Genomic DNA, 21112 nt, shown 5'->3' with positions numbered 1-21112 from the left:
TCACCACTACGCTGGCCACGAGGTCTCCGGTTCTGGGTTCTTCTTGGTCGATGAACCACCTACCGGAGACCTCGCTGCGTCCGGATCACAACACGCCGACGCTCACCAACTTCGAAACACGCCCTAGGCCTCGACCTGCACCCCGGACAGCTCCTGTGCATCGACTGGGTGCCCCGCACGGCCCCTGGGACGACTCACTCATGTTCATCTTCGACGGCGGCATCCTGAATTAGCACCAGATCGCCAAGCTCGGCCTGCACGACAGCGAGCTAAGAGCCTTTAAATTCTGCAGCGAGGATGAAGCCGCCAAACGCCTCCGCCCATACGTCTGGCGCCGCACACACGCAGCACTGGACGCTCTACGAGCAGACAGAACCCCCTATCCGCAGGACGGGCATCCCTGACAACGTCCCTGCCGAGCGAGCATCAACCGAGCCTGACCGGGCCGTCGGCGTAAGCCCCTCGCGGGCGCTGGTGCCCACTGCTGATGTCAGCCTGGGGCGATCTTGATGAAGGTCATGCGCTGAGCAGTCAGGCTCGGGCTGGGCTCGGTGGCTGGCGTCCAACCAGACTGCGTGAGTGTGCTTCGGGTCAGCCGCCCACCATGCCTGGCGGTCAAAGGCACTTACGCGGCAGAGCCGCACCGGCGACTGCTGACCACTTCGGTGAATGTCATTTCGATGCGCTCGCGGCCGTCTGACCGAAGATGCCGCTCACTGCGACACGCCTTGCCCGGCATGCCCTATTCAGCCCGTGACGCTTGTTGCTGCCAGCCTGCATGAGCCGCCGTGAGGGATCGTTGCGGTACTTTCGTGTCGCACAGCGATTGCGAGGGGCGGGCTGGCCTCTCAGCCAGAGCCAGAGATGCGTGTGCCTGCTCGTAGGCACGAATGACCTTCCGAGGGATCGGAGGTCGCCCAAGCCCACGGACCTCGACAGAGTTCACAGTCTCACCACGAACGGCGATCTCCAGGTACGCGGTCGACGCTGGATTCGTGGGATCCCAGCGTGTCCTCACACCTGGGTGGAGGGCGACGGATTCCATGGCTTCGAGCATGGCCTCGATGAGTAGGTCGTAATCGACCTCAGGGCCGTACTCCAAGCGCAAGGGCTCGATCGGTGTGGTACGTAAGGCATTCGCGATCAGCGTGACCAGCTCCGTACGGTCAACGGCACTCATCAGCGCGAACCCCTCTCCGAGAGCAGGTCCCCGAGCCTACGCTCAGGCACTGGCAACACCTGATCAAGTGCAGCCAGCACAGGTTTAGCCTAGCCGGGCAGCCAACTCAGCGGATTCACAGTCTCCTCGCGATACTCCCCTACCTCGCACCAACGCCGTCCGCTCGCCGAACTCCGGCCCGCATTGGGCACAGTCACCGGAGAGCCGCGCACACCGCTCCGGAGGGTTGGGGCTGCGAGGTCTCGCTTCGCGCTCGGTTTTAGCCCCGCAGCTCAAAAGATCACGGCTGCTGACAGCAGCCACTCCAACCAACTGATCTGCCCGTAACCTGTTTCAGGTTGGCGCATCCGGTGTTTGCTTCTCTTAAATAGCCCGCTAGCGGGCCGTCGCAAGTTGGAAGGGAAAGAACTTAGCGCGGCATCGAGCGGCAGCATCAACAGCACCCTTAACGCGGTGCTTTACTAGCAGCAACATCACCTTGCTCTAGCTTGAGCAATTAGTTGCTGCTTCACTCTCTCAGTCAGGCCACTTTCGCCGGCGTTTGCAGTGGCACCCAATAGAAGTCGTGCCTCATCCATCGTGTCGCGTATCTTTCTGCTTACGACGTGAGGAGGTAGGTCGGCGAGTTCACGGCGGAGATCGTCCGCCAGCTCCAGCAGGTCACGCGGGACGGCATCAAGAATCGTCATGTTCATCATCAAGGGAAGCGATTCTTCTGTGCTTCGAGAGAGCCGCGCTCTTACCGGCCCCACAGCGAGGTAATGCAAAATGAAATCCGGGCTGATGGCTGGCGATTGAGGGACTCTGGTACCGAGTCGTTCACTCAATTTTGCAGGCATAAAAAAAGCTTGCCTGTCAAAGGTGAGCCACCAACTCTTATAACCAAACGCACTGCGGCGCTCACCCCTCTGAGTGCGCCGCATCACAACACCTACATAGTTCTCGACGTCGTGAGCAACTAGCTTTCCCCTCGTAATTGGATCCATTGTTGGAATGCCAAGTAGTTGCCTCTTGTGATCCCTTTCTTCGCGAGCTTCATGCCATATCTCACTCACGGCCGACCTCAAGTCTGGATCGGCCGAATCCGCCTCCGCGATTAGGTCACGCAGTTCTATACGATGCTCCTCGTATAGATAATCCGCCACATCGTCCTCTGGTCGTCTCGACCCAGCAAAATGCTCCAGCCAATTGGGGAAGCGTCCGATATCCCGGCCGGAAAGTCGGTATGAAGCAAGAAGGAAGGGCGGTTCACCGGTTGCCGTGCCACGCCCAACCGATCTATAAAATCCGAGACAACGGCGGATATGAGTGGTGATCTCCTCAATCACCCCAGATGTTACGAAGAGCCGGAGGCCACATTCGACAGCGGCTCTTAGCAGGTACGAATGCGATCGCGCATGCGGGTCGACCAGCGTTTCAGCCAACAGTGGCAGAACCACAGAGGTATCCAGCCAAATATCGCCCTCGGCGAATATTTTGACAACGGCGGACTGGACATCCGGGGTCTCTCGCATGAACGCAAATAGGGTGTAGGTGTCTGCGAGTCCTCTTAGATATCGCCGTATCTCATCGGAGGAATCCAGGAGCAAGGACTGTACTGTTGAAACTAGGACTCTGGGCTCTAGCCCCTTCGGCACCTTTGTTGTGGCAATCTCATGGTAAACCACGGCCTCGACATCCTGGAAACGTACGAAGCTATTTTGTCCACGGTTAACCGCCTCAGCGAATACCTCACCACGCTCTAGCAGTATTCTCTCCAAGATCTTTCGAGCCAGTTCGAGGCTCTCCTCGAGTTCTTTGGGGAGATCGAGGTCCATCTCTTCCGAGGTGATTGAAATGGATCTGGCTAGTGCCTTCTTAAGCGCCTCGTCCAGAGAGTTTGTTTCTGCGAGCCGTGAGGCCAGCCGTACCCGTTCGTCCCAAGTCAGGCAGAACTCATCTAGCTTCTGCCAATGGCGAATATAAACCTTTGCGAGGCGAGCTAGGGCGGCGTCAACTTGAGCGTCCAGAGTTGGCCGATGGTGGGCCGGTAGTAGCCGAGCTACGCGGTTACGAACCTCTTGCCGGTCTATCCGTGACTCAGACGTCGTATCACGTAGAACTGACCTCACCAATGCCTCGAAGCAAAGCTTCGTCAGTCCCTTCTCTCGCGTATCATCCGCCCATTGGAGGCCGAGATGAACGAAGGCAGCCTTCGCTTCGAGATCAGTGAGCGCTTGCGCTTGCGCCTCAAACGTCTTATCGCCAAATAGCTGTGGATCTGCTACTTTTTCACAGAACTCTTCGGCTTCCGCGGTTACTTTGGCGCTCGCATTCCGCTGAGTCAAAAACCACTCTCGATCCCTTACATCGAGAAAGATTTGATACTCTTGGCGAGCTTTCTTCCTAAGGGCGTTCGCCGCCGCACCAATCTCTTGATTTGAGCAATAGATCAAGACATTGGTATCTGACTGTGTTTCCTTGAGTCGTTCACAAGTCTCACGGACTTTGTTTGCAAAGTCCTTCCTGACCGAGAACTGAAGAACCGTCTGAGGGTCGTCTTCTGGCCGAAATAGCCCGGCGTCCATACCGTCATCACCAGAAGCGCTAGCCAGGGGACGCAAGCTTGAATATTCGTCAGATAGGAAGACATTGGCGAGTACTTCGAACAGTCTCCATTGCGTGCCGTCCAAGTTCGTCAACGCGAATTTGAAGCGATCATAGGAGATCACGAGAGCCTCACCTCCGGCATGCCGGTAGCCGTCCATTATGCCCGACATACTCTCAATGTCTACCCCTTGCCTCAGATGGGCGTGACCACCGTGTCCACTATTGGACATCGGAGCTAGACGTGCGTTCAGGGTTAACCACTCCCTCTAAAGCTAGCGTCGCTGGCTCATTGACTCCAGCAATCCACAGACGGAACCGAATGTACGCGGTAGCGTTCGTGCCTCAGTCGGACTCTTTGGAGTAGAGACCCGCCGTGTGGCCGGTATCGAGACGAGCGCCTGGCCAGGTTGTCAGATCGCTCGTAACGTCCGGTCTCCTCGCCGTCCCGGATGCCCCCGAGGTGGAGGCGCTGATCTATGAGCCGCGACGCAACCATCCCTCTTGGGGTGCACGGCGTCTGGTGTGAGGTGTCCCGTCGGGGCTGTCCGGGCCCGGTGCCGTCGCGGGTCACGGTGCATCGAGTCTCGGTGCGGCACCGCCCGATCCGAGTCACCCCACGAGGCCGGCGACGCAAGGCCTGCAAGCGCCGGCAGCGCTCGGAACCGAGGCAGTTGTGGCAGGTGGACATCGTCGGCGGCATCGTGCTGGCCGACGGCACCGAGTGCAAGGGCGTCGCCGGCGTCGACGACCACTCGCGGAACCGCGTGATGGCGGCCGTGGGTGGCCTGCCCCACAGGCCGGGCGGTCTGCCTTCTATGCTGAACCTAATCAACGGGCACGCTCTGCTGCGGCCCCCCGCCCAAGCCGATCACCGTCACTGATGCGGCGCGCATCTGCGACGCGCGCCCCGCCGGCCATCTCAACCCACGGCCGAGCCCGCGCGAGTCCAGCGCAAGGTCAGCAGACGCGGTCAAGTCGTCATCGCGGGCCAGAGGATCCAGGTCGGTATCGGCCATGCCGGAACCATCGTGACCACCGGAGACACCGACGGCACCTTCCGCATCGGCTCGATGACCAGTCCGTCACCGAGGTCGCCCACAACACCAAACCGATCGCCCGGTTCAAAGCCCGCAAACCGAAGGCATCAAGACCGACCGCATCGTGGCTTCTCGAATGCGATTCTGTTGTCGGTCGTTGAGCAGCAGCAACGGGAAAGCGCCGCAGGTGCTGCCGGTGACCGAGGCCACAGCGCGGGCTGGACTGTCGCAGCAGCCGTACACAGCTCGGCTGAGGCCGTTATCTGTCTGGTGGGCTGGTGGAGATGACGGGTCGGCCGCATTGGAGGGCCACAGAACCGCAGGCGCCAGCGGGTAGTTGCTGGCGGCGCATCCTCTGTGGCGCCATCTCGGCTGCCGCACGAGCTCGCCGTCAGGGCGAGGAACCACCTCCGGTTACTGCGACGCTCGCGGATGCGCACCCGCAACGGCCTAGTGGCTTCCGGTGGGGAAGCCCGTGCGGGGGTGTCGCATCAGCCGTGGGGACGCGCTGATGCAGTTCGGCGGAACGGCATCATGGTCGGAGTCTGTTTCCTGGGTCGAGAGGTCAAGCCGCCAGGAGCATCGATGACCGCTCCTCGCTCATCGTCATCGCTCACTTGGTACGCGCCTCCGCCCACGCAGCTGCGCGGCGTTCACAGCGCCTGGCAGCTGCCTGCCCGGTAGCAACCCAGCCATGGGTGTGGGCCGCTGGCAGTCGGCCGAAAGAAAGCCGACCTCGATCGCGCTGATGCGGCAACGGCCTGAAGCGGCTCGCCCGCAATAGCCTCTCGGACGACGATGAGCGTCCCTCGGTGCTTCCAGCGGCCCTCGTCGGTTCGGAGGCGACCTGGTCGAAGGGCATGTCTGTCGCGTGCACGGCCGCGCTTGCCCTTATGGGGCGCTGACTTGCTCGGTGGAGCCAGATGGGCCCTCAGGCGTTGATCTTGCCGTCGCCGGGTTGAGGGCTGCGCCAAGAGTCGTGAGTGGGTGGTGTGGCGCGGAGGTGAGGTTCGGGTTGCCGGGGCGTGCCGTCTGGTGTCGGGCAGTCTTGGTGGCAACGTGGTGGCAAATGATCAGAGGCCGGTCTGGGATCTCTCCTAAACCGGCCTCTGACCTGTGTGTTCTCGGTGGAGCTGAGGGGATTTGAACCCCTGACCCCCTCGATGCGAACGAGGTGCGCTACCGGACTGCGCTACAGCCCCGAGGACTCTGTAAGGTTAGCGCACTTCGAAGGGTGCTCGCGCACGGCCGGGTCATTCGCCGACGGCGCGGCGGTCGTCGGCGTACTGGTCGAAGACCTCCTCCGGCGTGACCAGCTCGATGACCTCGGCGGGTTCGGCTTCCTGCTCGGCGCGGCGGGCCTCGATCGCGCGGGCGCGGGCGGCGGCGCGGGCCTCGGCGGCGGCGCGGCGGCGGGCGGCGTCCATGCCGACGGCGACGCGCAGCAGCGTGAGGTGGCCGGCCAGCAGCAGCGTCGGCGGCAGCGCCGACCACCAGGGCAGCACGCCGGACGCGACGAGGGCCACGGCGGTGACGAGCAGGGCCGTGAGGCCGGACGTGCGGCGGCGGCGCCGGGCGATGACGGCGCCGCGGGTCACCGGACGGCGGGGCCGCGGGGCCTCCTGGGGCTCGTCGGCCTCCTGCGGCTCCTCCTCGGCGTCCTGGGGCGCCTCGGTGGTCTCCTCGTCGCCGTCGAGTTCGTCGGCGCGCTTGTGGAGGAGCCGGGTGATGCCGGCGTTCTCGGTGTCGCGGCGCAGCCACATGGGTACCAGGACGATGGCCCAGACCGCGACGATGGCGAGGTAGAGGACGGCGCTGCTCACGCGGTCACCGCCCCGGGCCGTCCCAGGGCACGCGGAATCGGCGGGCCGACTTTCGGCGCGCGGGCGTGCAATGGGAGCAGGGTCACGCCCCGCACGGTACGAGCCGGTGTCAGAGGTTGACGAGCATAAGGGGCGGTGTGTCGCGAGATCGATGCCGCCGTTACTCTCCGTTTGCCGAGTCTTCTCGATCGCAGGATTCTTACGCGGCGAAAGTCACTCCGGACTCAAGTGCGCCGGGGAAATGCCTGTTTGCGTTCGGCCAGCCAGCGGGCCCGCAGGCCACCGGGGACGTCCTCGACGGTCAGGGCGTAGCAGATGTGGTCCCGCCAGGCGCCGTCGATGTGCAGATGGCGGCGGCGAATTCCTTCTTCCCGGAATCCGAGCTTTTCGACGACGCGGCGGCTGGCGGCGTTCTCGGGGCGGATATTCGCTTCGAGGCGGTGCAGGCCGACGGTGAAGAAACAGTGGTCGACGGCGAGGGCGACCGCGGTGGGAATGACGCCGCGTCCGGCGACCTGCTTGTCGACCCAGTAGCCGATCTGGGCGGAGCGGGCCGAGCCCCACACGATCGCGCCGATGGTGAGCTGGCCGACGAAGTTGTCCTCGTGCGTGACGACCCAGGGCAGCGCGAGGCCCTGGCGGGCCTCGCGGCGCATGGTGTGCACCATGCTGACGTAGGGGCCGAGGCCACTGCGGAACAGCGGCGTCTCGGGGTTGGTGGGCTCCCAGGGGCGCAGCCAGTCGGCGTTGCGGACCCGCAGCTCGCGCCAGGTGGCGGCGTCGCGGTGCCGCAGCGGTCGCAGCCCGACGGGACCCTCGGTGAGGGTGACCGGCCATCCCCGCAATCGTTCCACGGTTCCATGATTCCCTGGTAGGACCTGCGAACGCCATCCATTGTGGCCGGGAAAATCGCCTGGGGGCGCGCGGGTCACACCCAGTGGCCGGCCTTCATGACGCGGTGGACGGACATGTCGTCGTTCAGGACCACAAGGTCGGCGTCCTTTCCGGGTTCGAGGGAGCCGACACGCGAGTCGAGGCCCAGCGCGCGCGCCGGGACGAGGGACGCCGCCACAGCGGCGGCTTCTATCGGCAGGCCGAGGACGGCGACGGCGCGGCGGAACGCGTCCGCCATCGTGATCGTGCTTCCGGCGATGGACGTCCCTCCGGCGAGGGTGGCGCGGCCGTCGCGGACCTGGACGTCCATGACGCCGAGCCGGTAGTCGCCGTCGCCCATGCCGGCGGCGGCCATCGCGTCGGTGATCAGGGCGACGCGGCCGGGGGCGGCCGCGAGGGCCAGCCGGGCGACCGCGGCCTCCACGTGCACGCCGTCGTTGATCAGTTCGGCGGTGACGCGGGGGTCGTTGAGGGCGGCGGCGACGGGGCCGCCTTCCCGGTGGTGCAGCGGGCGCATGGCGTTGAACAGGTGGGTCGCGACGGTCGCACCTGCGTCGAACGCGGTCCGGGCCGTCTCGCCGGGGGCGTCGGTGTGCCCGACCGCGGCGATCACGCCGGCGGACGCGGCGTCCCGGACGAGGCCGAGCGCGCCGGGCAGCTCGGGCGCCAGGGTGATCATGCGGAGGTGGCCGCGGCCGAGCCGGGCGAGGTGGGCGAACTCGGCGCGGTCGGGGTGGCGGAGGAGGCCGGGGTCGTGGGCGCCGCAGCGGTCGCGGGCGAGGTAGGGGCCTTCGAGGTGGACGCCGGCGATGAGGCCGTCGGCGGCGAGGTCGGCGAGGCTCGCGACCGCGTTGGCGAGCTCGTCGGGCGTGCCGGTGACGAGGCTGGCGACCGTCGTGGTCGTACCGTGGCCCAGGTGGAAACGGGCGGCCTTTTCGGCCTCTTCGGGACGTCCGGTCTGGTACGACGCGCCCGCGCCGCCGTGGACGTGCATGTCCACGAAGCCGGGGACGACGTGCCGGCCGCCGAGGTCGACGGTCTCGCCGAGCCCAGAGTCGGCGGACGGCGCGGCGAGGCGGCCGCCGTCGACGTGCAGCGTCCCGGTCGTGACGCCACCGGGCAGGACGATCCGGGCGTTCGTGAGGTTCATCATCGGACGTCCAGGATGACGGAGCGGGTGAGGTTCCGTGGACGGTCGGGGTCGTCCCCGCGCGCGCGGGCGATCTCGACGGCCAGCCGCTGCGCCCTGATCAGGTCGGCGAGCGGGTCCAGCGGGGTCGTGATCATCGTGCCGCCGGCGTCCGCGACCTGGCCGGCGAGGCCCGCGGGCGGTTCGCCGAACATCCACGCGACGCGGCCGGGCCCGGTGACCGCGATCGGGCCGTGCCGGTACTCCATCGCGGGATACGACTCGGCCCACGCGCCCGCCGCCTCGCGCATCTTGAGCGCCGCCTCGTGCGCGAGGCCGATCGTCCAGCCGCGGCCGAGGAAGGTGAACTGGTCCGCGGCGACGGCCGCGGCGGGCAGCGGCTCGGCGGCGGCCCGCTCGGCGTCGGCGATCACCCCGGCGACGTCCTCGCCGAGGTGGGCGCGGAGCAGGACGAGCTGGGTGGTGGCGTAGCGGGTCTGCACCACCGAGCGCTCGTCGGCGTAGTCGAGGACGACGATCTCGTCGGCGGCGTTCATCACCGGCGTCGCGGCGTCGGCCGTGATCGCGACGGTCGGGGTCGTGCCGCGCACGCGCGCCAGCACGTCCAGGACCTCGGTGGTCGTGCCGGACCTGGTCAGCGCGAGCAGCCGGTCGTAGCGGCGGCCGCTCGGGAACTCGGACGCGGCGAACGCGTCGGTCTCGCCGTGCCCGGCGGCCTCGCGGAGCGCCGCGTACGCCTGGGCGACGAACCAGGACGTCCCGCATCCGATCACCGCGGTCCGCTCGCCGCGCCGGGGCAGCACGGGCGCGAGGTCCGCGGCCGTCGCGGCGGCCCGCCGCCAGCGGTCGGGCTGCGACGCGATCTCGGCCTCGGTGTGCCCGCCGCCGCGCTCCGCCATGGACCTCTCCCTCTGCAGCCGCCTGCGTGTTCTTGCTTGTTCAATACCAAATCCGAGCAGAAAAGACCATAGTGGTGCATCGCTACAATCCAGGCCAGAGCCGTCCCGCGGGGCCGTCCGCGTACCGGAAAGGGGCCGGGGTGACACGCCACGAACGCTGGAACGCGCTGCTCGAGATGCTCGCGGACGCCGGCCGGCTGAGCGTCGAGGAGGCGGCGGAGCGGATGGCGGTGTCGGCCGCGACGATCCGCCGCGACTTCGACCAGCTCGCGCAGCAGCAGATGCTCACCCGCACGCGCGGCGGCGCGGTCGCCCAGAGCGTCAGCTACGACCTGCCGCTGCGCTACAAGACCGCGCGGAACGCGACGGAGAAGCAGCGCATCGCCGCCGCGACCGCCGAGCTGGCGCGGCCCGGGTCGATCATCGGGCTGAACGGCGGCACCACGACGTCCGAGGTGGCGCGGGTGCTCGCGACGCGCGCCGACCTGCACGCCGAGGGCGGCTCCCCGGCGATCACCATCGTGACGAACGCGCTGAACATCGGCACCGAGCTCGCCGTCCGGCCGCACGTGAAGATCGTGCTGACCGGCGGCGTGCCGCGCCCGCAGTCCTACGAGCTGACCGGCCCGCTGGCCAGCGGGATCTTCGACCACGTGACGCTGGACGTGGCGGTCCTCGGCGTCAACGGGGTGGCCGTCGAGCACGGCGCGACCTGCCACAACGAGGGCGAGGCGGACGTCAACCGGCTGATGGCCGAGCGCGCCGACCAGGTGGTGGTGGTCGCGGACGGCTCGAAGGTGGGGCGCCGCGCGTTCGCCCGGATCTGCGACACGAGCCGGATCGACGTGCTGGTCACCGACGGCACCGTCCCGGCGGCGGACGTCGCGGCCTTCACCGAGGCCGGCGTCCGGGTCGTGCAGGCCTGACGCGGGCTAGCCCGCCGGCGGGCGCGGGTGGTCGCCGCCGCCGATCTGGTCGACGGCGTGCGCCAGGACGCGGCCGAGGACGGCCATGCCGTCGCGCACGCCGCCCGTCGAGCCGGGCAGGTTGACGATCAGCGTGCGGCCCGCGAGCCCGGCGAGCCCGCGGGACAGGATCGCGGCGGGCACCTTGTCGCGGCCCTCCAGCCGGATCGCCTCGGCGATCCCCGGGACCTCGCGCTCGATGACGAGCCGGGTCATCTCGGGCGTCCGGTCGGTCGGGGTGAGGCCGGTGCCGCCGGACGTCACGACGACGTCGTAGCCCTGCGCGACCGCGTCCCGCAGCACCTCGGCGACCGGCTCGCCGTCCGGCACCACGACCGGTCCGTCGACCTGGCAGCCGAGGTCCTCCAGCAGCTCGACCAGCACCGGGCCCGACTTGTCCGCGTAGACGCCGGCCGCCGCGCGGTTGGACACGGTGACCGCCATCGCCCGGATCATCGCCGCCACACGCCGGTCTTGCCGCCGGTCTTCTCCTCGACCCGCACGTCGGTGATCACGGCGGCCGGGTCGACCGCCTTGACCATGTCGACCAGCGCGAGCGCGGCGACGGAGACGGACGTGAGCGCCTCCATCTCGACGCCGGTGCGGTCCGCGGTGCGGGTCACGGCCGTGATCGCCACGCCGTCGTCGCGGAGCTCCAGCTCGACGGTGACGCCGTGCAGTGCGATCGGGTGGCAGAGCGGCACCAGGTCGGGGACGCGCTTGGCCCCCATGATCCCGGCGATCCGGGCGACCGACAGGGCGTCGCCCTTCGGCATGTCGCCGGCGCGCAGCAACCCGACGCATTCGGCGGAAAGCCGGACGAACCCGGTCGCGGTGGCGGTCCTGGCCGACACGTCCTTGGCGGACACGTCCACCATGCGGGCCGCGCCCTTGTCGTCCAGATGCGAGAACTCGGTGCCCATGGCACTCATGGCAACCTCATGACGTCGACGTGCGAGCCGGCGGGCAGCGCCTCGGTGTCCTCCGGCAGTGCGATCAGCGCGTTCGCCATGGCGAGCGAGCCGAGCTGGTGGGACCCCTGCGTCTCCGCCGGGGTGACGGTGTAGTGGCCGCGGTTGGACGACAGCCGCCCGCGCAGGAAATGCCGCAGCCCGGCAGGCGACCTGACGTCCTCGGCCAGGACGGCGCTGACGGTGGGCATCGGTTCGGGCGGGAGCCCCTGCATGGCGCGCAATGCGGGACGCACGAAAACCTGGAACGAGACGTATGCGCTTACGGGGTTCCCTGGGAGCGTGAAGACGGGCGTGCCTTCCAGTAGCCCGAACCCCTGCGGCTTACCCGGGCGCATACGCACCTTGTGGAACCGCACGGTGCCGGTACCGGACAGCACCTCCTTCACCACGTCCCTGGTGCCCATGGACACACCGCCCGAGGTGATGATGGCGTCGGCACGGACGAGCTGGTCCTCCAGCATCTCCATGACCTTGGCGGGCTCGTCGTGGACGGTCGCCTGCCGGAAGCCCATCCCGCCCGCCTCCACCACGGCGGCGGTGAGCATGTAGCTGTTGGACTCCCAGATCTGTCCCGGCGCGAGCTGCGTACCGGGCTCCTGTAGCTCGTCCCCTGTCGAGACGACGACGACGCGCGGTTTCGGCCTAACGACGACATGCGAGCGCCCTACGGCGGCGGCCATGCCGATCTGCGTCGCGCCCAGCCGCGTCCCGGCCTCCACGACGGTCTGCCCCGCGAGGACGTCCTCGCCGGACCGCCGGATGTAGTTCCCGGCCGGTGCGGGACGGCTGATGCGGACGGTCGCGGCACCGCCGTCCGTCCACTCGACCGGGATGACCGCGTCGGCGCCGGCGGGCAGCGGGGCGCCCGTCATGATGCGCGCGGTCAACCCCGTCCGGATCGCGGAGACGCCCGGATCGCCGGCCACGATGTCCCCGACCACGGGGAGCGCGACCGGTTCCGCCTCGGTGGCCCCCGCGATGTCCGCCGCGACGACGGCGTAGCCGTCCATCGCGGAGTTGTCGAACGGGGGCAGCGGGACCGGCGCGGTGACGGGCTCGGCGAGCACCGTCCCCTGCGCCTCCAGCAGCGCGAGGTCGAGCGGCGGCAGCGCCGCGACGCTGCCGAGGATCTCCGTCAGGTGCTCATCGACCGTTCTCATGCCCACGGCCCCAGTGTGACGGGTCGTCACGCGTCGCCGGAGCCGCCCACGCCGTCCGCGGCGTCATGGGACCGGACGAACTCGCGCAGCCACGGGATGAACTCGGGCGCGAGATCGGGGCGCTCGGCGGCGAACTGCACGACCGTCCGCAGGTACTCCAGCTTGTTGCCGGTGTCGTAGCGGCGGCCGCGGAACTTCACGCCGTACACGCCGCCGCCGTTGTCGGCGGGCATGTCGGCGAGGGTGCGCAGCGCGTCGGTCAGCTGGATCTCGCCGCCGCGGCCGGGCGGGGTCTTCTCCAGCACGTCGAACACCGCGGGGTCGCAGACGTACCGGCCGATGATGATCCAGTTGCTCGGCGCCTCCTCGGGCGCGGGCTTCTCGACCAGGTCGGAGATGCGCACGACGTCGTCCTCGCCGGTCGCCTCGATGGCCGCGCAGCCGTAGGCGGACACCTGGTCGGGCTCGACCTCCATCAGCGCCACGACGCTGCCGCCGTACTGGCCGCGCACCTCGATCATCCGCTGCAGGAGCTTGTCGCGCGCGTCGATCATGTCGTCGCCGAGCAGCACCGCGAACGGCTCGTCGCCGACGTGCTGGCGGGCGCAGTGGACCGCGTGGCCGAGCCCGCGCGGCTCGCCCTGCCGGACGTAGTGCATGATCGCCAGGTCGGCGGACTCGCGAATGGCCGCGAGGCGCTCGCTGTCGCCCTTGGCGTTGAGCGCCTCCTCCAGCTCGTAGGCGCGGTCGAAGTGGTCCTCGATGGACCGCTTGCTGCGCCCGGTGATCATGAGCACGTCGCTGAGGCCGGCGTCCACGGCCTCTTCGACGACGTACTGGATCGCCGGTTTGTCGACGACGGGCAGCATTTCCTTGGGCGTCGCCTTCGTGGCGGGCAAGAATCGGGTACCGAGGCCGGCCGCCGGTACGACGGCCTTGAGCACGGGTGCAATGTCGACCATGAAAAGACCCTAGCCATCCACGAGGACAACAGCGTGCACGACATCGTTTCGAAGACCGGCGTCCGCGCCGGACTGCTGGAAAGGCGTGGGACCATGAGTCCCGAGGAGCGCGCCGCGGCGGGCAGGTCGCTGCGCGACGCGCTGCTGTCCGTGCCCGAGATCGAGATGGCGGGGACGATCGCCGCCTACGTCTCCGTCGGCGCCGAACCGGACACCCGGAGCCTGCTGTTCGCGCTGTGGAAGCGCGGCGCGTACGTGCTCCTCCCCCGCCTGCTGCCGGACGGCGATCTCGACTGGGCGTCGTTCGAGGGCCCCGACTCGCTGGCGCCGGGCCCGCGCGGATGCCTGGAGCCGACGGAGCCGCCGCGCGGTCCGGGGGCCGTGGCCAGCGCGGACGTGGTCCTGACCCCGGCGGTCGCGGTCGACCGGACGGGCATGCGGCTGGGCCGCGGCGGCGGCTCGTACGACCGGGCGCTCGCCCGGGTGGGGCCCGCGATCCTGACGGTCGGGCTGGTGTACGACTCCGAGCTGGTGGACGAGCTCCCGTCGGAGCCGCACGACCAGCGGGTGCGCGCCGCGGCGACGCCGTCCGGGGGGCTGGTGCGGTTCGGCTGAGGCGCCGGCGGGGCGTCCGGGCGCTTGGGGAGGCGCCTCCGGGGGCCCCGGGGAGGGTGCTCTGGCGACCCCAGAGGTGTGGCCTCGCGGTTAGGAGGACCTGGCCCTGTGGCCAGTACCGGACGGCCGCATAGGGTGAGAATCAGCAAGATCGCGGCTTCGGGGACCGCGGTTCGACGCGAGGCTCACCGGGAGGTTCGAGATGACGGCGCCGTGGCGGATCCTTTCCCTCCCCCCGCTCGGGGAGGACATCGTGCGGGGCCTGTTCGGATCGTTCGGCGACACCGTGGAGGTGGCGTTCCCGCAGACCAGGGACCGCGCCGGGCTCCTCGCGGCGCTCCCGGACGCCGAGCTGGTCATCGGCGACTTCAGCGCCCAACTGAAACTCGACGCCGAGGCGGTCGCCGCCGCGCCGCGTCTGGCGTTCGTGCAGATGCCCGCCGTGGGCACCGACAGCATCGACGGCGCCGCGCTGGCAGAGGCCGGCGTGCCGCTGGCCAACACCGCAGGTGCCAACGCACGCGGAGTGGCCGAATGGGCGGTCGGCGCCGCGTTCGCCCTGTGCCGCCACCTCGTCTGGGGCGATCGGCATGTGCGCGCGGGCGAATGGCCGCAGACGGAGCTTCTGGCGCGAGGCACAAGGGAAGTCCATGCGCAGCGCGTAGGGGTCGTCGGTTACGGCGCCATAGGCGCGGAGGCGGCGCGACTGTTCCAGGTTCTCGGCTGTGAGGTCTCCTACTGGACGAGGCGTCCGCGTGCCTCGGCACCGGTCCCGTACAGGGAGCTGGACGATCTGCTCGCCACGTCCGACATCCTGGTGCTCGCCCTGCCGCTGACCGACGAAACGCGCGGCCTCATAGGCCCGGAACGTCTCGCGCTACTCCCCGACAAGGCGCTGCTGGTGAACGTGGCGCGCGGTGGCATCGCACCGGACGACGCAGTGCTCGCCGCGCTGGAGTCGGGACGGCTCGCCGGTGCCGCTCTGGACGTCTTCGACGAGGAGCCGCCTCCGGCCGACTCTCCCCTGCGCGCGCACGAGAACGTCCTGCTGTCACCGCATGCGGCGGGCGGGACGACGCAGTCGCAGCGGAACATCGTGACGATGCTGCTCGACAACGTCACCAAGGCCGTCCAGGGACACGCGGTGCAGAACGTCGTCAACGGGGTGGACCCGCAGGTCAGACGGAGATAACGGACGTTCTAGGCATCCCGTTCATCAACCGCAAGTATGCATTTGACACACAATTCTGTAGTATTGCTAAAAGTTCAACTTTGACGACCCCGAAGGGTGGGATGTGCATCTCGACATCTGGCTACTCCTCGGGGCCGTGCTCGTACTCAGCGCCATCGTCGCGGTCCGGCTGTCGCACCAGGCCGGCCTGCCGACCCTCCTGGCGTACATGGGCCTCGGCCTTCTCATCGGCGAGTCCGGTCCCCTCCACATCGACTTCGACAACGCCGAGCTGGCCGAGACGCTCGGCCTCGGCGCGCTCGTCCTGATCCTCGCCGAGGGCGGTCTCACCACGAGCTGGCGGCACGTGCGGCCGTCCGTGCCCGCCGCGCTCAGCGTGTCCACCATCGGCACCCTGATCAGCATCGCCATCGTGGCGCTCGCTGCCCGGTGGCTGATCGGGATGGACTGGCGCCCGGCGTTCCTGCTGGCCGCCGTGCTCGCCCCCACCGACGCCGCCGCCGTGTTCTCGGTGCTGCGCCGGCTGCCCCTGCCGTCCCGGCTGACCGGGCTCCTGGAAGCCGAGTCCGGCTTCAACGACGCGCCCGTCGTGATCATCGTGGCGACGCTCAGCGTCAAGCACGGCGGCGTCCCCAACCTCGCCGAACTCGCCGGCGTGATGGTGTACGAGCTGGTCGCGGGCGGCGTGCTCGGCTTCGCGATCGGCTGGCTCGGCGCACAGGCGCTGCGCCGCGTCGCCCTCCCCGCATCCGGCCTGTACCCCATCGCCGTGATGTCGCTGTCCATCGGCTCCTATGGCGCCGCCACACTGCTGCACGCCAGCGGCTTCCTGGCCGTCTATGTGAGCGCGCTAGTCCTCGGCAATGCGCGCCTGCCACACCGCCCGGCCACGAGGGGCTTCGCCGAAGGCATCGGATGGCTCGCCCAGATCGGGCTGTTCGTGATGCTGGGACTGCTGGCCTCCCCCGGCGCGCTCCCCGGCCAGATCGTCCCGGCGCTCGTCATCGGGTTCGTCCTGCTGCTCGTGGCGCGCCCCGCGTCGGTCGTGCTGTCCTCGATCGGGTTCAAGCTGTCGTGGGGCGAGAAGGTCTTCGCCTCATGGGCGGGGCTGCGCGGCGCCGTCCCCATCGTCCTGGCCACCATCCCGATGGTGAAGGACGTCCCGGACGCCGACCGGCTCTTCTCCATCGTCTTCAACATCGTCGTGGTGTTCACCCTCTTGCAGGGCCCCACACTGCCCCTGGTGGCGCGCTGGTGCCGCCTCAAGAGCGACGAGCAGACCCGCGAACTGGACGTGGAGGCCGCGCCCCTGGAGGAGCTCCACGCGGACCTGCTCGAAGTCAGTATCCCGCCCGACTCCCTGTTGAGCGGTGTCGAGATCTTCGAGCTGCGGCTGCCCGCCGGAGCGTCCATTACCCTCGTCGTTCGGGACGGGGAGAGCTTCGTGCCGGAACCCACCACGCCCTTGCAGAGCGGCGACACGCTGCTGGTCGTGACCACCGACACCGTGCGCGAGACCACGGAACGCAGGCTGCGCGCCATCAGCCGCCGCGGGAAGCTGGCCGGCTGGTTCGGCGAGACCGGAACATGAGCCCCGGGCCGCGGGGTTGGACGGGACGGGCGTGGGGTCCTGCTATAGAGGCGCCTTGGGAGGCTCGGGAACAGACCCGGGGCGAATCCTGTTGCATGCATGGGTACCATTAGCAGTCATCTAGAGTGAGTGCCAGTCCGGGACGGCGCCCGGACTGAGTCAGCGAGGAGGAACCGTGCCGACGTATCAGTACGTTTGCACCGAGTGCGGCGAGCCTCTGGAGGTCGTGCAGAAGTTCAGCGACGACGCGCTGACCGAATGCCCGGCGTGCAACGGAAAGCTCCGCAAGGTCTTCTCCGCCGCGGGGATCATCTTCAAGGGGTCGGGCTTCTACCGCACCGACAGCCGCGGCTCCGGCAAGTCGTCCTCCACCGTGGGGAACTCGTCCAACGGGTCGAACGGCTCGTCGTCGTCGAGCGGCGACTCCGCCAAGTCCGACTCGTCCTCCTCGTCGAGCTCGTCGAGCGACTCGTCGTCCTCGTCGTCCACCTCGTCGTCGAAGTCCTCTTCGTCCGAGAAGGTGGCCTGACCACCGGGGCTTGACTGCCGGGGCCTGACTGCCGGGCCTGTCTCCAGCGGCCCGATTCCAGGGGCCTGACTCTAGGGGCACGCCCCACCGCGCTTCCGAAGGCCGGAGGAACCCAACCGGGTTCCTCCGGCCTTCGTCGTGCTCTGGGGCGGCCTTGGGGTCGCCCCTGAGGCCACCCCTAGGCCGACCCTGAGGCCACCCCGAGATTTCGCGATATAACTTGCTTTCTCTCGCTATCAGAGAGACTCTGGTCCTGAGCAAGTTTTCGCGTCATATCGCGAGATCCACGGACCCTCCCCAGGAGATCGACCATGCGCGCACAGAGCCAGGCTCCCCCCAGAACACCGGCCCGCAGGCTCGCCGGGCTGATCGCCGGACGCCGCGGCAAATGGGCCGTCCTCGCCGTCTGGATCGTCCTGCTGGCCGCCCTCGGCCCGCTCGCCGGCAAGCTGGCCGACGTCGAGGACAACGACGCCGCGTCCTGGCTGCCCGCCAGCGCCGAGTCCACGCAGGTCGTCAAGCAGCAGGACATGTTCCAGAAGGACGAGACGATGCTCGCCGTCATCGTCTACGAGCGTCCCTCCGGCATCACCGGCGCCGACCGCGCCAGGGCCGCCGCCGACATGCCCGCCTTCGAGCGCCTCCCGGGAGCCGAGAAGGCGCAGGGACCGTTCCCGTCCAAGGACGGCAAGGCCCTGGAGACCCTCGTCCCGATCAAGAGCGACGACGTCACCGACGCCGTCGACCAGGCCCGCGACCTCGTCAAGCGCGGCCCGCCCGGACTGTCCGCGCACGTCACCGGGCCCGCCGGCGCCGGCTCCGACCAGTACGGGGTGTTCCAGAGCCTCGACGGCTTCCTGCTCATGGCGGCCGGCATCGTCGTGATCGTCCTGCTGCTGATCATCTACCGCAGCCCCGTGCTGTGGTTCATCCCGGTGCTCAGCGCCGTCTTCGCCCTCGGGCTCGCCCAGTCCGTCGTCTACCTGCTGGCCAAGTACGCCGACCTGACCGTCAACGGGATGAGCTCCGGCATCATGACCGTGCTGGTGTTCGGCGTCGCCACCGACTACGCCCTCCTGCTCGTCGCCCGCTACCGCGAGGAACTGCACCGGCACGAGGACCGGCACGAGGCCATGGCGTTCGCCCTGCGCCGCGCCGCGCCCGCCGTCATCGCCTCCGCCGCCACCGTCGCCGTCGGCCTGCTGTGCCTGCTGCTCGCCGACCTGAACTCCACCGCGGGGCTCGGCCCCGTCGCCGCGGCGGGCGTCCTCACCGCGCTGGGCGCGATGGTCACGCTCCTGCCCGCGCTCCTCGTCATCTTCGGCCGCTGGGTGTTCTGGCCGCTCGTCCCGCGCTACGACGCCAAATACCTCGAGCCCGAGGCGTACGAGGCCGAGCACGGAATATGGTCCCGCGTGGCGGGCCTCGTGGCCAGGCGCTCACGCCTGCTGTGGCTCACCACGGGCATCGTCCTAGTCGGCCTTACCTTCGGCCTCGGCTCGCTCAAGGCAGACGGGCTCTCCAACGCCGGGCAGTTCACCGGACGCCCCGACTCGATCGCCGGGCAGGAGGCCGTGGCGCGGCACTACCCCGCCGGATCCGGTTCCCCGGCCGTCGTCATCGGCAAGGCGTCGGCGTCGCCTGAGATCGCAGCGGCGGCCGCGCGCACACAGGGCGTCGCCCAGGTCGGGCCTCCGGCCACCACGAACGGCCTCGTCATGTACGAGGCGACGCTGCGCGACCCCGCCGACAGCAAGGCGGCCGAGCGGACCATCGACCGGCTCCGGGACGCGGTGCACGCCGTCCCGTCCGCGAACGCGAAGGTGGGCGGCACCACCGCCACGTCCCTGGACACCAAGCGCGCCTCCGTACGCGACAACAAGGTCATCATCCCGATCGTGCTGGGCGTGGTCTTCGTCATCCTCGTCCTGCTGCTGCGCGCGCTCGTCGCACCGCTGCTGATGATGGGCACCGTCGTCCTGTCGTTCCTCGCCTCGCTGGGCGCGTGCGCGCTCATCTTCAGGCACGGCTTCGGCTTCGAGGGCACGGACACGGGGTTCCCCCTGCAGGCGTTCACCTTCCTCGTGGCGCTCGGGGTCGACTACAACATCTTCCTCATGCACCGCGTACGGGAGGAGTCCCAGACCCTCGGCACGCGGCGCGGCATCCAGCGCGGCCTCACCGTCACCGGCGGCGTCATCACCTCGGCCGGGGTGGTGCTGGCGGCGACGTTCGGCGCAATGGCGACGCTGCCGCTGGTGTCCATGGTGGAGATGGGCTTCGTCGTCGCGTTCGGCGTCCTGTTCGACACGCTGGTCGTCCGGTCGCTGCTGCTGCCCGCCCTGTCGCACGACCTCGGGCGGCGGATCTGGGCGCCGGGGCGGCTCGCCGCGCGCGACGCGCAGGCGGACCGGTCCCGGGTCCTCGACCGGGTCGGCTGACCCGACGCCTCGCTGCTCGCGGAGGGGCCCGGCACCGCGCCGAGCCCCTCCGCCGCACCCACCGCACCTCCGCCGCACCCACCGCACCTCCGCCGCACCCACCGCACCTCCGCCGGGCCCGCCGCACCCGCCGCGCCCGACGATCATGAAGTTATCCACATTTCGCGGCGGGTCCGCACACGCTCCGGCGGGCTGGTTAGTGTCGGCGGCATGTCCACCAACTCGCAGCCCACGGCCGAGATCGCGGTCATCGGCGGTTCCGGTTTCTACTCCTTCCTCGACGACGTCGAGGAGGTGCGCGTCGACACGCCCTTCGGCCCGCCGAGCGACGCCGTCGCCATCGGCGAGCTCGCCGGGCGGCGCGTCGCGTTCGTCCCCCGGCACGGCCGCGACCACCGCTTCCCGCCGCACAAGATCCCCTATCGCGCCAACCTGTGGGCCCTGCGGTCGCTCGGCGTCCGGCAGGTCCTCGCACCGAGCGCGGTCGGCTCGCTGACCCCCGACCTCGGCCCCGGCACGCTGGCCGTCCCCGACCAGCTCGTCGACCGGACGACCGGGCGTCCGCAGACCTACTACGACGACGGCGCCGCGATCCACGTCTCGTTCTCCGACCCGTACTGCCCGGTCGGGCGGCGCACCGCCGTCGACGCCGCGAACGCCGCCGGCTGGGCACCCGTCGACGGCGGCACCCTCGTCGTCATCGAGGGCCCCCGGTTCTCCACCCGGGCCGAGTCCCGCTGGTTCGCCGGCCAGGGCTGGACGCTCGTCGGGATGACCGGCCACCCCGAGGCCGTCCTCGCCCGCGAGCTGGCGCTCTGCTACACCCCGCTGTGCCTGGTCACCGACCTCGACGCCGGCATCGAGGAGGGCGAGGGCGTCACCATGGACGAGGTGCTCCGGGTGTTCGGCGAGAACATCGGCCGGCTGCGCGGCGTGGTCGCCGACGTGGTCAAGGCACTGCCCGCCGAACGCGACTGCCCCTGCCCCGCCGTCCTGGACGGCATGGACCTCCCGCTGGAGCTGCCGTGAGGGCACGCGCGGCCCGGCTGCGGCGGCCGCTGGCGGCACTGTCCGCCGCGGCCGCCGCGGGCCTGGCCCTCACGGCGCTGCG

General features: G+C 69.1%; 17 protein-coding genes and 1 tRNA gene. 8 read left to right on the top strand and 10 right to left on the bottom strand.

The features are described 5' to 3' along the window. Positions 1-1653: 1653 nt before the first annotated feature. Positions 1654-3891, bottom strand: coding sequence for a hypothetical protein (locus F9B16_RS36550; RefSeq protein ID WP_151544793.1), 2238 nt, complete (start codon positions 3889-3891; stop codon positions 1654-1656). A gap of 558 nt (positions 3892-4449) precedes the next feature. On the opposite strand from F9B16_RS36550, the gene F9B16_RS36545 reads away from it, so the two are divergent. Continuing rightward, complete coding sequence (locus F9B16_RS36545; RefSeq protein ID WP_151544792.1) at positions 4450-4650, top strand: hypothetical protein; 201 nt, start codon at positions 4450-4452, stop codon at positions 4648-4650. Between the two features lie 1284 nt (positions 4651-5934). Here the strand turns inward: F9B16_RS36545 and F9B16_RS36540 are convergent. From F9B16_RS36540 to F9B16_RS36520, 5 genes are all read right to left on the bottom strand, one after another. Further along, positions 5935-6008 (bottom strand) — tRNA-Ala (locus tag F9B16_RS36540). A gap of 51 nt (positions 6009-6059) precedes the next feature. Continuing rightward, the gene (gene sepX / locus F9B16_RS36535) at positions 6060-6629 is read right to left on the bottom strand and encodes a divisome protein SepX/GlpR (RefSeq protein ID WP_151544791.1); all 570 of its coding nucleotides are present in this window, start codon (positions 6627-6629) and stop codon (positions 6060-6062) included. Between the two features lie 224 nt (positions 6630-6853). Further along, the gene (locus F9B16_RS36530; RefSeq protein WP_151544796.1) at positions 6854-7474 is read right to left on the bottom strand and encodes a GNAT family N-acetyltransferase; all 621 of its coding nucleotides are present in this window, start codon (positions 7472-7474) and stop codon (positions 6854-6856) included. Positions 7475-7557: 83 nt separating this feature from the next. Then, positions 7558-8676, bottom strand: coding sequence for an N-acetylglucosamine-6-phosphate deacetylase (nagA, locus tag F9B16_RS36525; protein WP_151544790.1), 1119 nt, complete (start codon positions 8674-8676; stop codon positions 7558-7560). Beyond that, positions 8673-9572 (bottom strand): SIS domain-containing protein, encoded by a 900-nt coding sequence (locus F9B16_RS36520; RefSeq protein WP_151544789.1) that lies wholly within the window; start codon positions 9570-9572, stop codon positions 8673-8675. Before F9B16_RS36520 ends, nagA begins: the two co-directional genes overlap by 4 nt. A gap of 140 nt (positions 9573-9712) precedes the next feature. Here F9B16_RS36520 and F9B16_RS36515 point away from each other — a divergent pair, with 140 nt between their 5' ends. Beyond that, on the top strand, positions 9713-10498 hold the full coding sequence (locus F9B16_RS36515; RefSeq protein ID WP_151544788.1) for a DeoR/GlpR family DNA-binding transcription regulator: 786 nt from the start codon (positions 9713-9715) through the stop codon (positions 10496-10498). 6 nt (positions 10499-10504) lie between these two features. Here F9B16_RS36515 and F9B16_RS36510 read toward each other — a convergent pair whose 3' ends face one another. The 4 genes from F9B16_RS36510 to galU are packed head-to-tail and all read right to left on the bottom strand — an operon-like array spanning position 10505 to position 13633. Continuing rightward, positions 10505-10993, bottom strand: a complete 489-nt coding sequence (locus F9B16_RS36510) for a MogA/MoaB family molybdenum cofactor biosynthesis protein (RefSeq protein WP_151544795.1) — start codon at positions 10991-10993, stop codon at positions 10505-10507. Beyond that, the gene (gene moaC, locus F9B16_RS36505) at positions 10990-11469 is read right to left on the bottom strand and encodes a cyclic pyranopterin monophosphate synthase MoaC (RefSeq protein ID WP_151544787.1); all 480 of its coding nucleotides are present in this window, start codon (positions 11467-11469) and stop codon (positions 10990-10992) included. The genes F9B16_RS36510 and moaC overlap by 4 nt, the downstream gene beginning before the upstream one ends. Beyond that, complete coding sequence (gene glp, locus F9B16_RS36500; protein WP_151544786.1) at positions 11466-12671, bottom strand: molybdotransferase-like divisome protein Glp; 1206 nt, start codon at positions 12669-12671, stop codon at positions 11466-11468. The genes moaC and glp overlap by 4 nt, the downstream gene beginning before the upstream one ends. Before the next feature lie 26 nt (positions 12672-12697). Next, complete coding sequence (galU, locus tag F9B16_RS36495) at positions 12698-13633, bottom strand: UTP--glucose-1-phosphate uridylyltransferase GalU (RefSeq protein ID WP_151544785.1); 936 nt, start codon at positions 13631-13633, stop codon at positions 12698-12700. A 42-nt stretch (positions 13634-13675) separates the two neighbouring features. On the opposite strand from galU, the gene F9B16_RS36490 reads away from it, so the two are divergent. The 6 genes from F9B16_RS36490 to F9B16_RS36465 all read left to right on the top strand — a co-directional run bounded on the left by F9B16_RS36490 (position 13676) and on the right by F9B16_RS36465 (position 21030). Beyond that, a complete protein-coding gene (locus F9B16_RS36490; RefSeq protein ID WP_404800547.1) occupies positions 13676-14248 on the top strand; it encodes a 5-formyltetrahydrofolate cyclo-ligase in 573 nt (190 codons plus the stop codon). Between the two features lie 202 nt (positions 14249-14450). Beyond that, complete coding sequence (locus F9B16_RS36485) at positions 14451-15440, top strand: NAD(P)-dependent oxidoreductase (protein ID WP_151544784.1); 990 nt, start codon at positions 14451-14453, stop codon at positions 15438-15440. Between the two features lie 103 nt (positions 15441-15543). Beyond that, positions 15544-17031 (top strand): potassium/proton antiporter, encoded by a 1488-nt coding sequence (locus F9B16_RS36480; RefSeq protein WP_151544783.1) that lies wholly within the window; start codon positions 15544-15546, stop codon positions 17029-17031. Positions 17032-17206: 175 nt separating this feature from the next. Next, positions 17207-17560, top strand: coding sequence for an FmdB family zinc ribbon protein (locus tag F9B16_RS36475; RefSeq protein WP_151544782.1), 354 nt, complete (start codon positions 17207-17209; stop codon positions 17558-17560). 311 nt (positions 17561-17871) lie between these two features. Continuing rightward, on the top strand, positions 17872-20001 hold the full coding sequence (locus tag F9B16_RS36470; protein WP_151544781.1) for an MMPL family transporter: 2130 nt from the start codon (positions 17872-17874) through the stop codon (positions 19999-20001). Positions 20002-20211: 210 nt separating this feature from the next. Next, positions 20212-21030 (top strand): S-methyl-5'-thioadenosine phosphorylase, encoded by an 819-nt coding sequence (locus F9B16_RS36465; protein WP_151544780.1) that lies wholly within the window; start codon positions 20212-20214, stop codon positions 21028-21030. The last annotated feature ends 82 nt before the right edge of the window (positions 21031-21112 follow it).

This window comes from Actinomadura montaniterrae (assembly GCF_008923365.1).
GTDB lineage: Bacteria > Actinomycetota > Actinomycetes > Streptosporangiales > Streptosporangiaceae > Spirillospora > Spirillospora montaniterrae.
This window is presented reverse-complemented; position numbering and strand designations above follow the sequence as displayed.

What these genes read in the sequence shown, in the direction of transcription:
- nagA (WP_151544790.1), bottom strand. Translation starts at nt 8,676, where the DNA reads ATGATGAACCTCACGAACGCCCGGATCGTCCTGCCCGGTGGCGTCACG.
- F9B16_RS36520 (WP_151544789.1), bottom strand. Translation starts at nt 9,572, where the DNA reads ATGGCGGAGCGCGGCGGCGGGCACACCGAGGCCGAGATCGCGTCGCAG.
- F9B16_RS36510 (WP_151544795.1), bottom strand. Translation starts at nt 10,993, where the DNA reads ATGATCCGGGCGATGGCGGTCACCGTGTCCAACCGCGCGGCGGCCGGC.
- moaC (WP_151544787.1), bottom strand. Translation starts at nt 11,469, where the DNA reads ATGAGTGCCATGGGCACCGAGTTCTCGCATCTGGACGACAAGGGCGCG.
- glp (WP_151544786.1), bottom strand. Translation starts at nt 12,671, where the DNA reads ATGAGAACGGTCGATGAGCACCTGACGGAGATCCTCGGCAGCGTCGCG.
- galU (WP_151544785.1), bottom strand. Translation starts at nt 13,633, where the DNA reads ATGGTCGACATTGCACCCGTGCTCAAGGCCGTCGTACCGGCGGCCGGC.
- F9B16_RS36485 (WP_151544784.1), top strand. Translation starts at nt 14,451, where the DNA reads ATGACGGCGCCGTGGCGGATCCTTTCCCTCCCCCCGCTCGGGGAGGAC.
- F9B16_RS36470 (WP_151544781.1), top strand. Translation starts at nt 17,872, where the DNA reads ATGCGCGCACAGAGCCAGGCTCCCCCCAGAACACCGGCCCGCAGGCTC.
- F9B16_RS36465 (WP_151544780.1), top strand. Translation starts at nt 20,212, where the DNA reads ATGTCCACCAACTCGCAGCCCACGGCCGAGATCGCGGTCATCGGCGGT.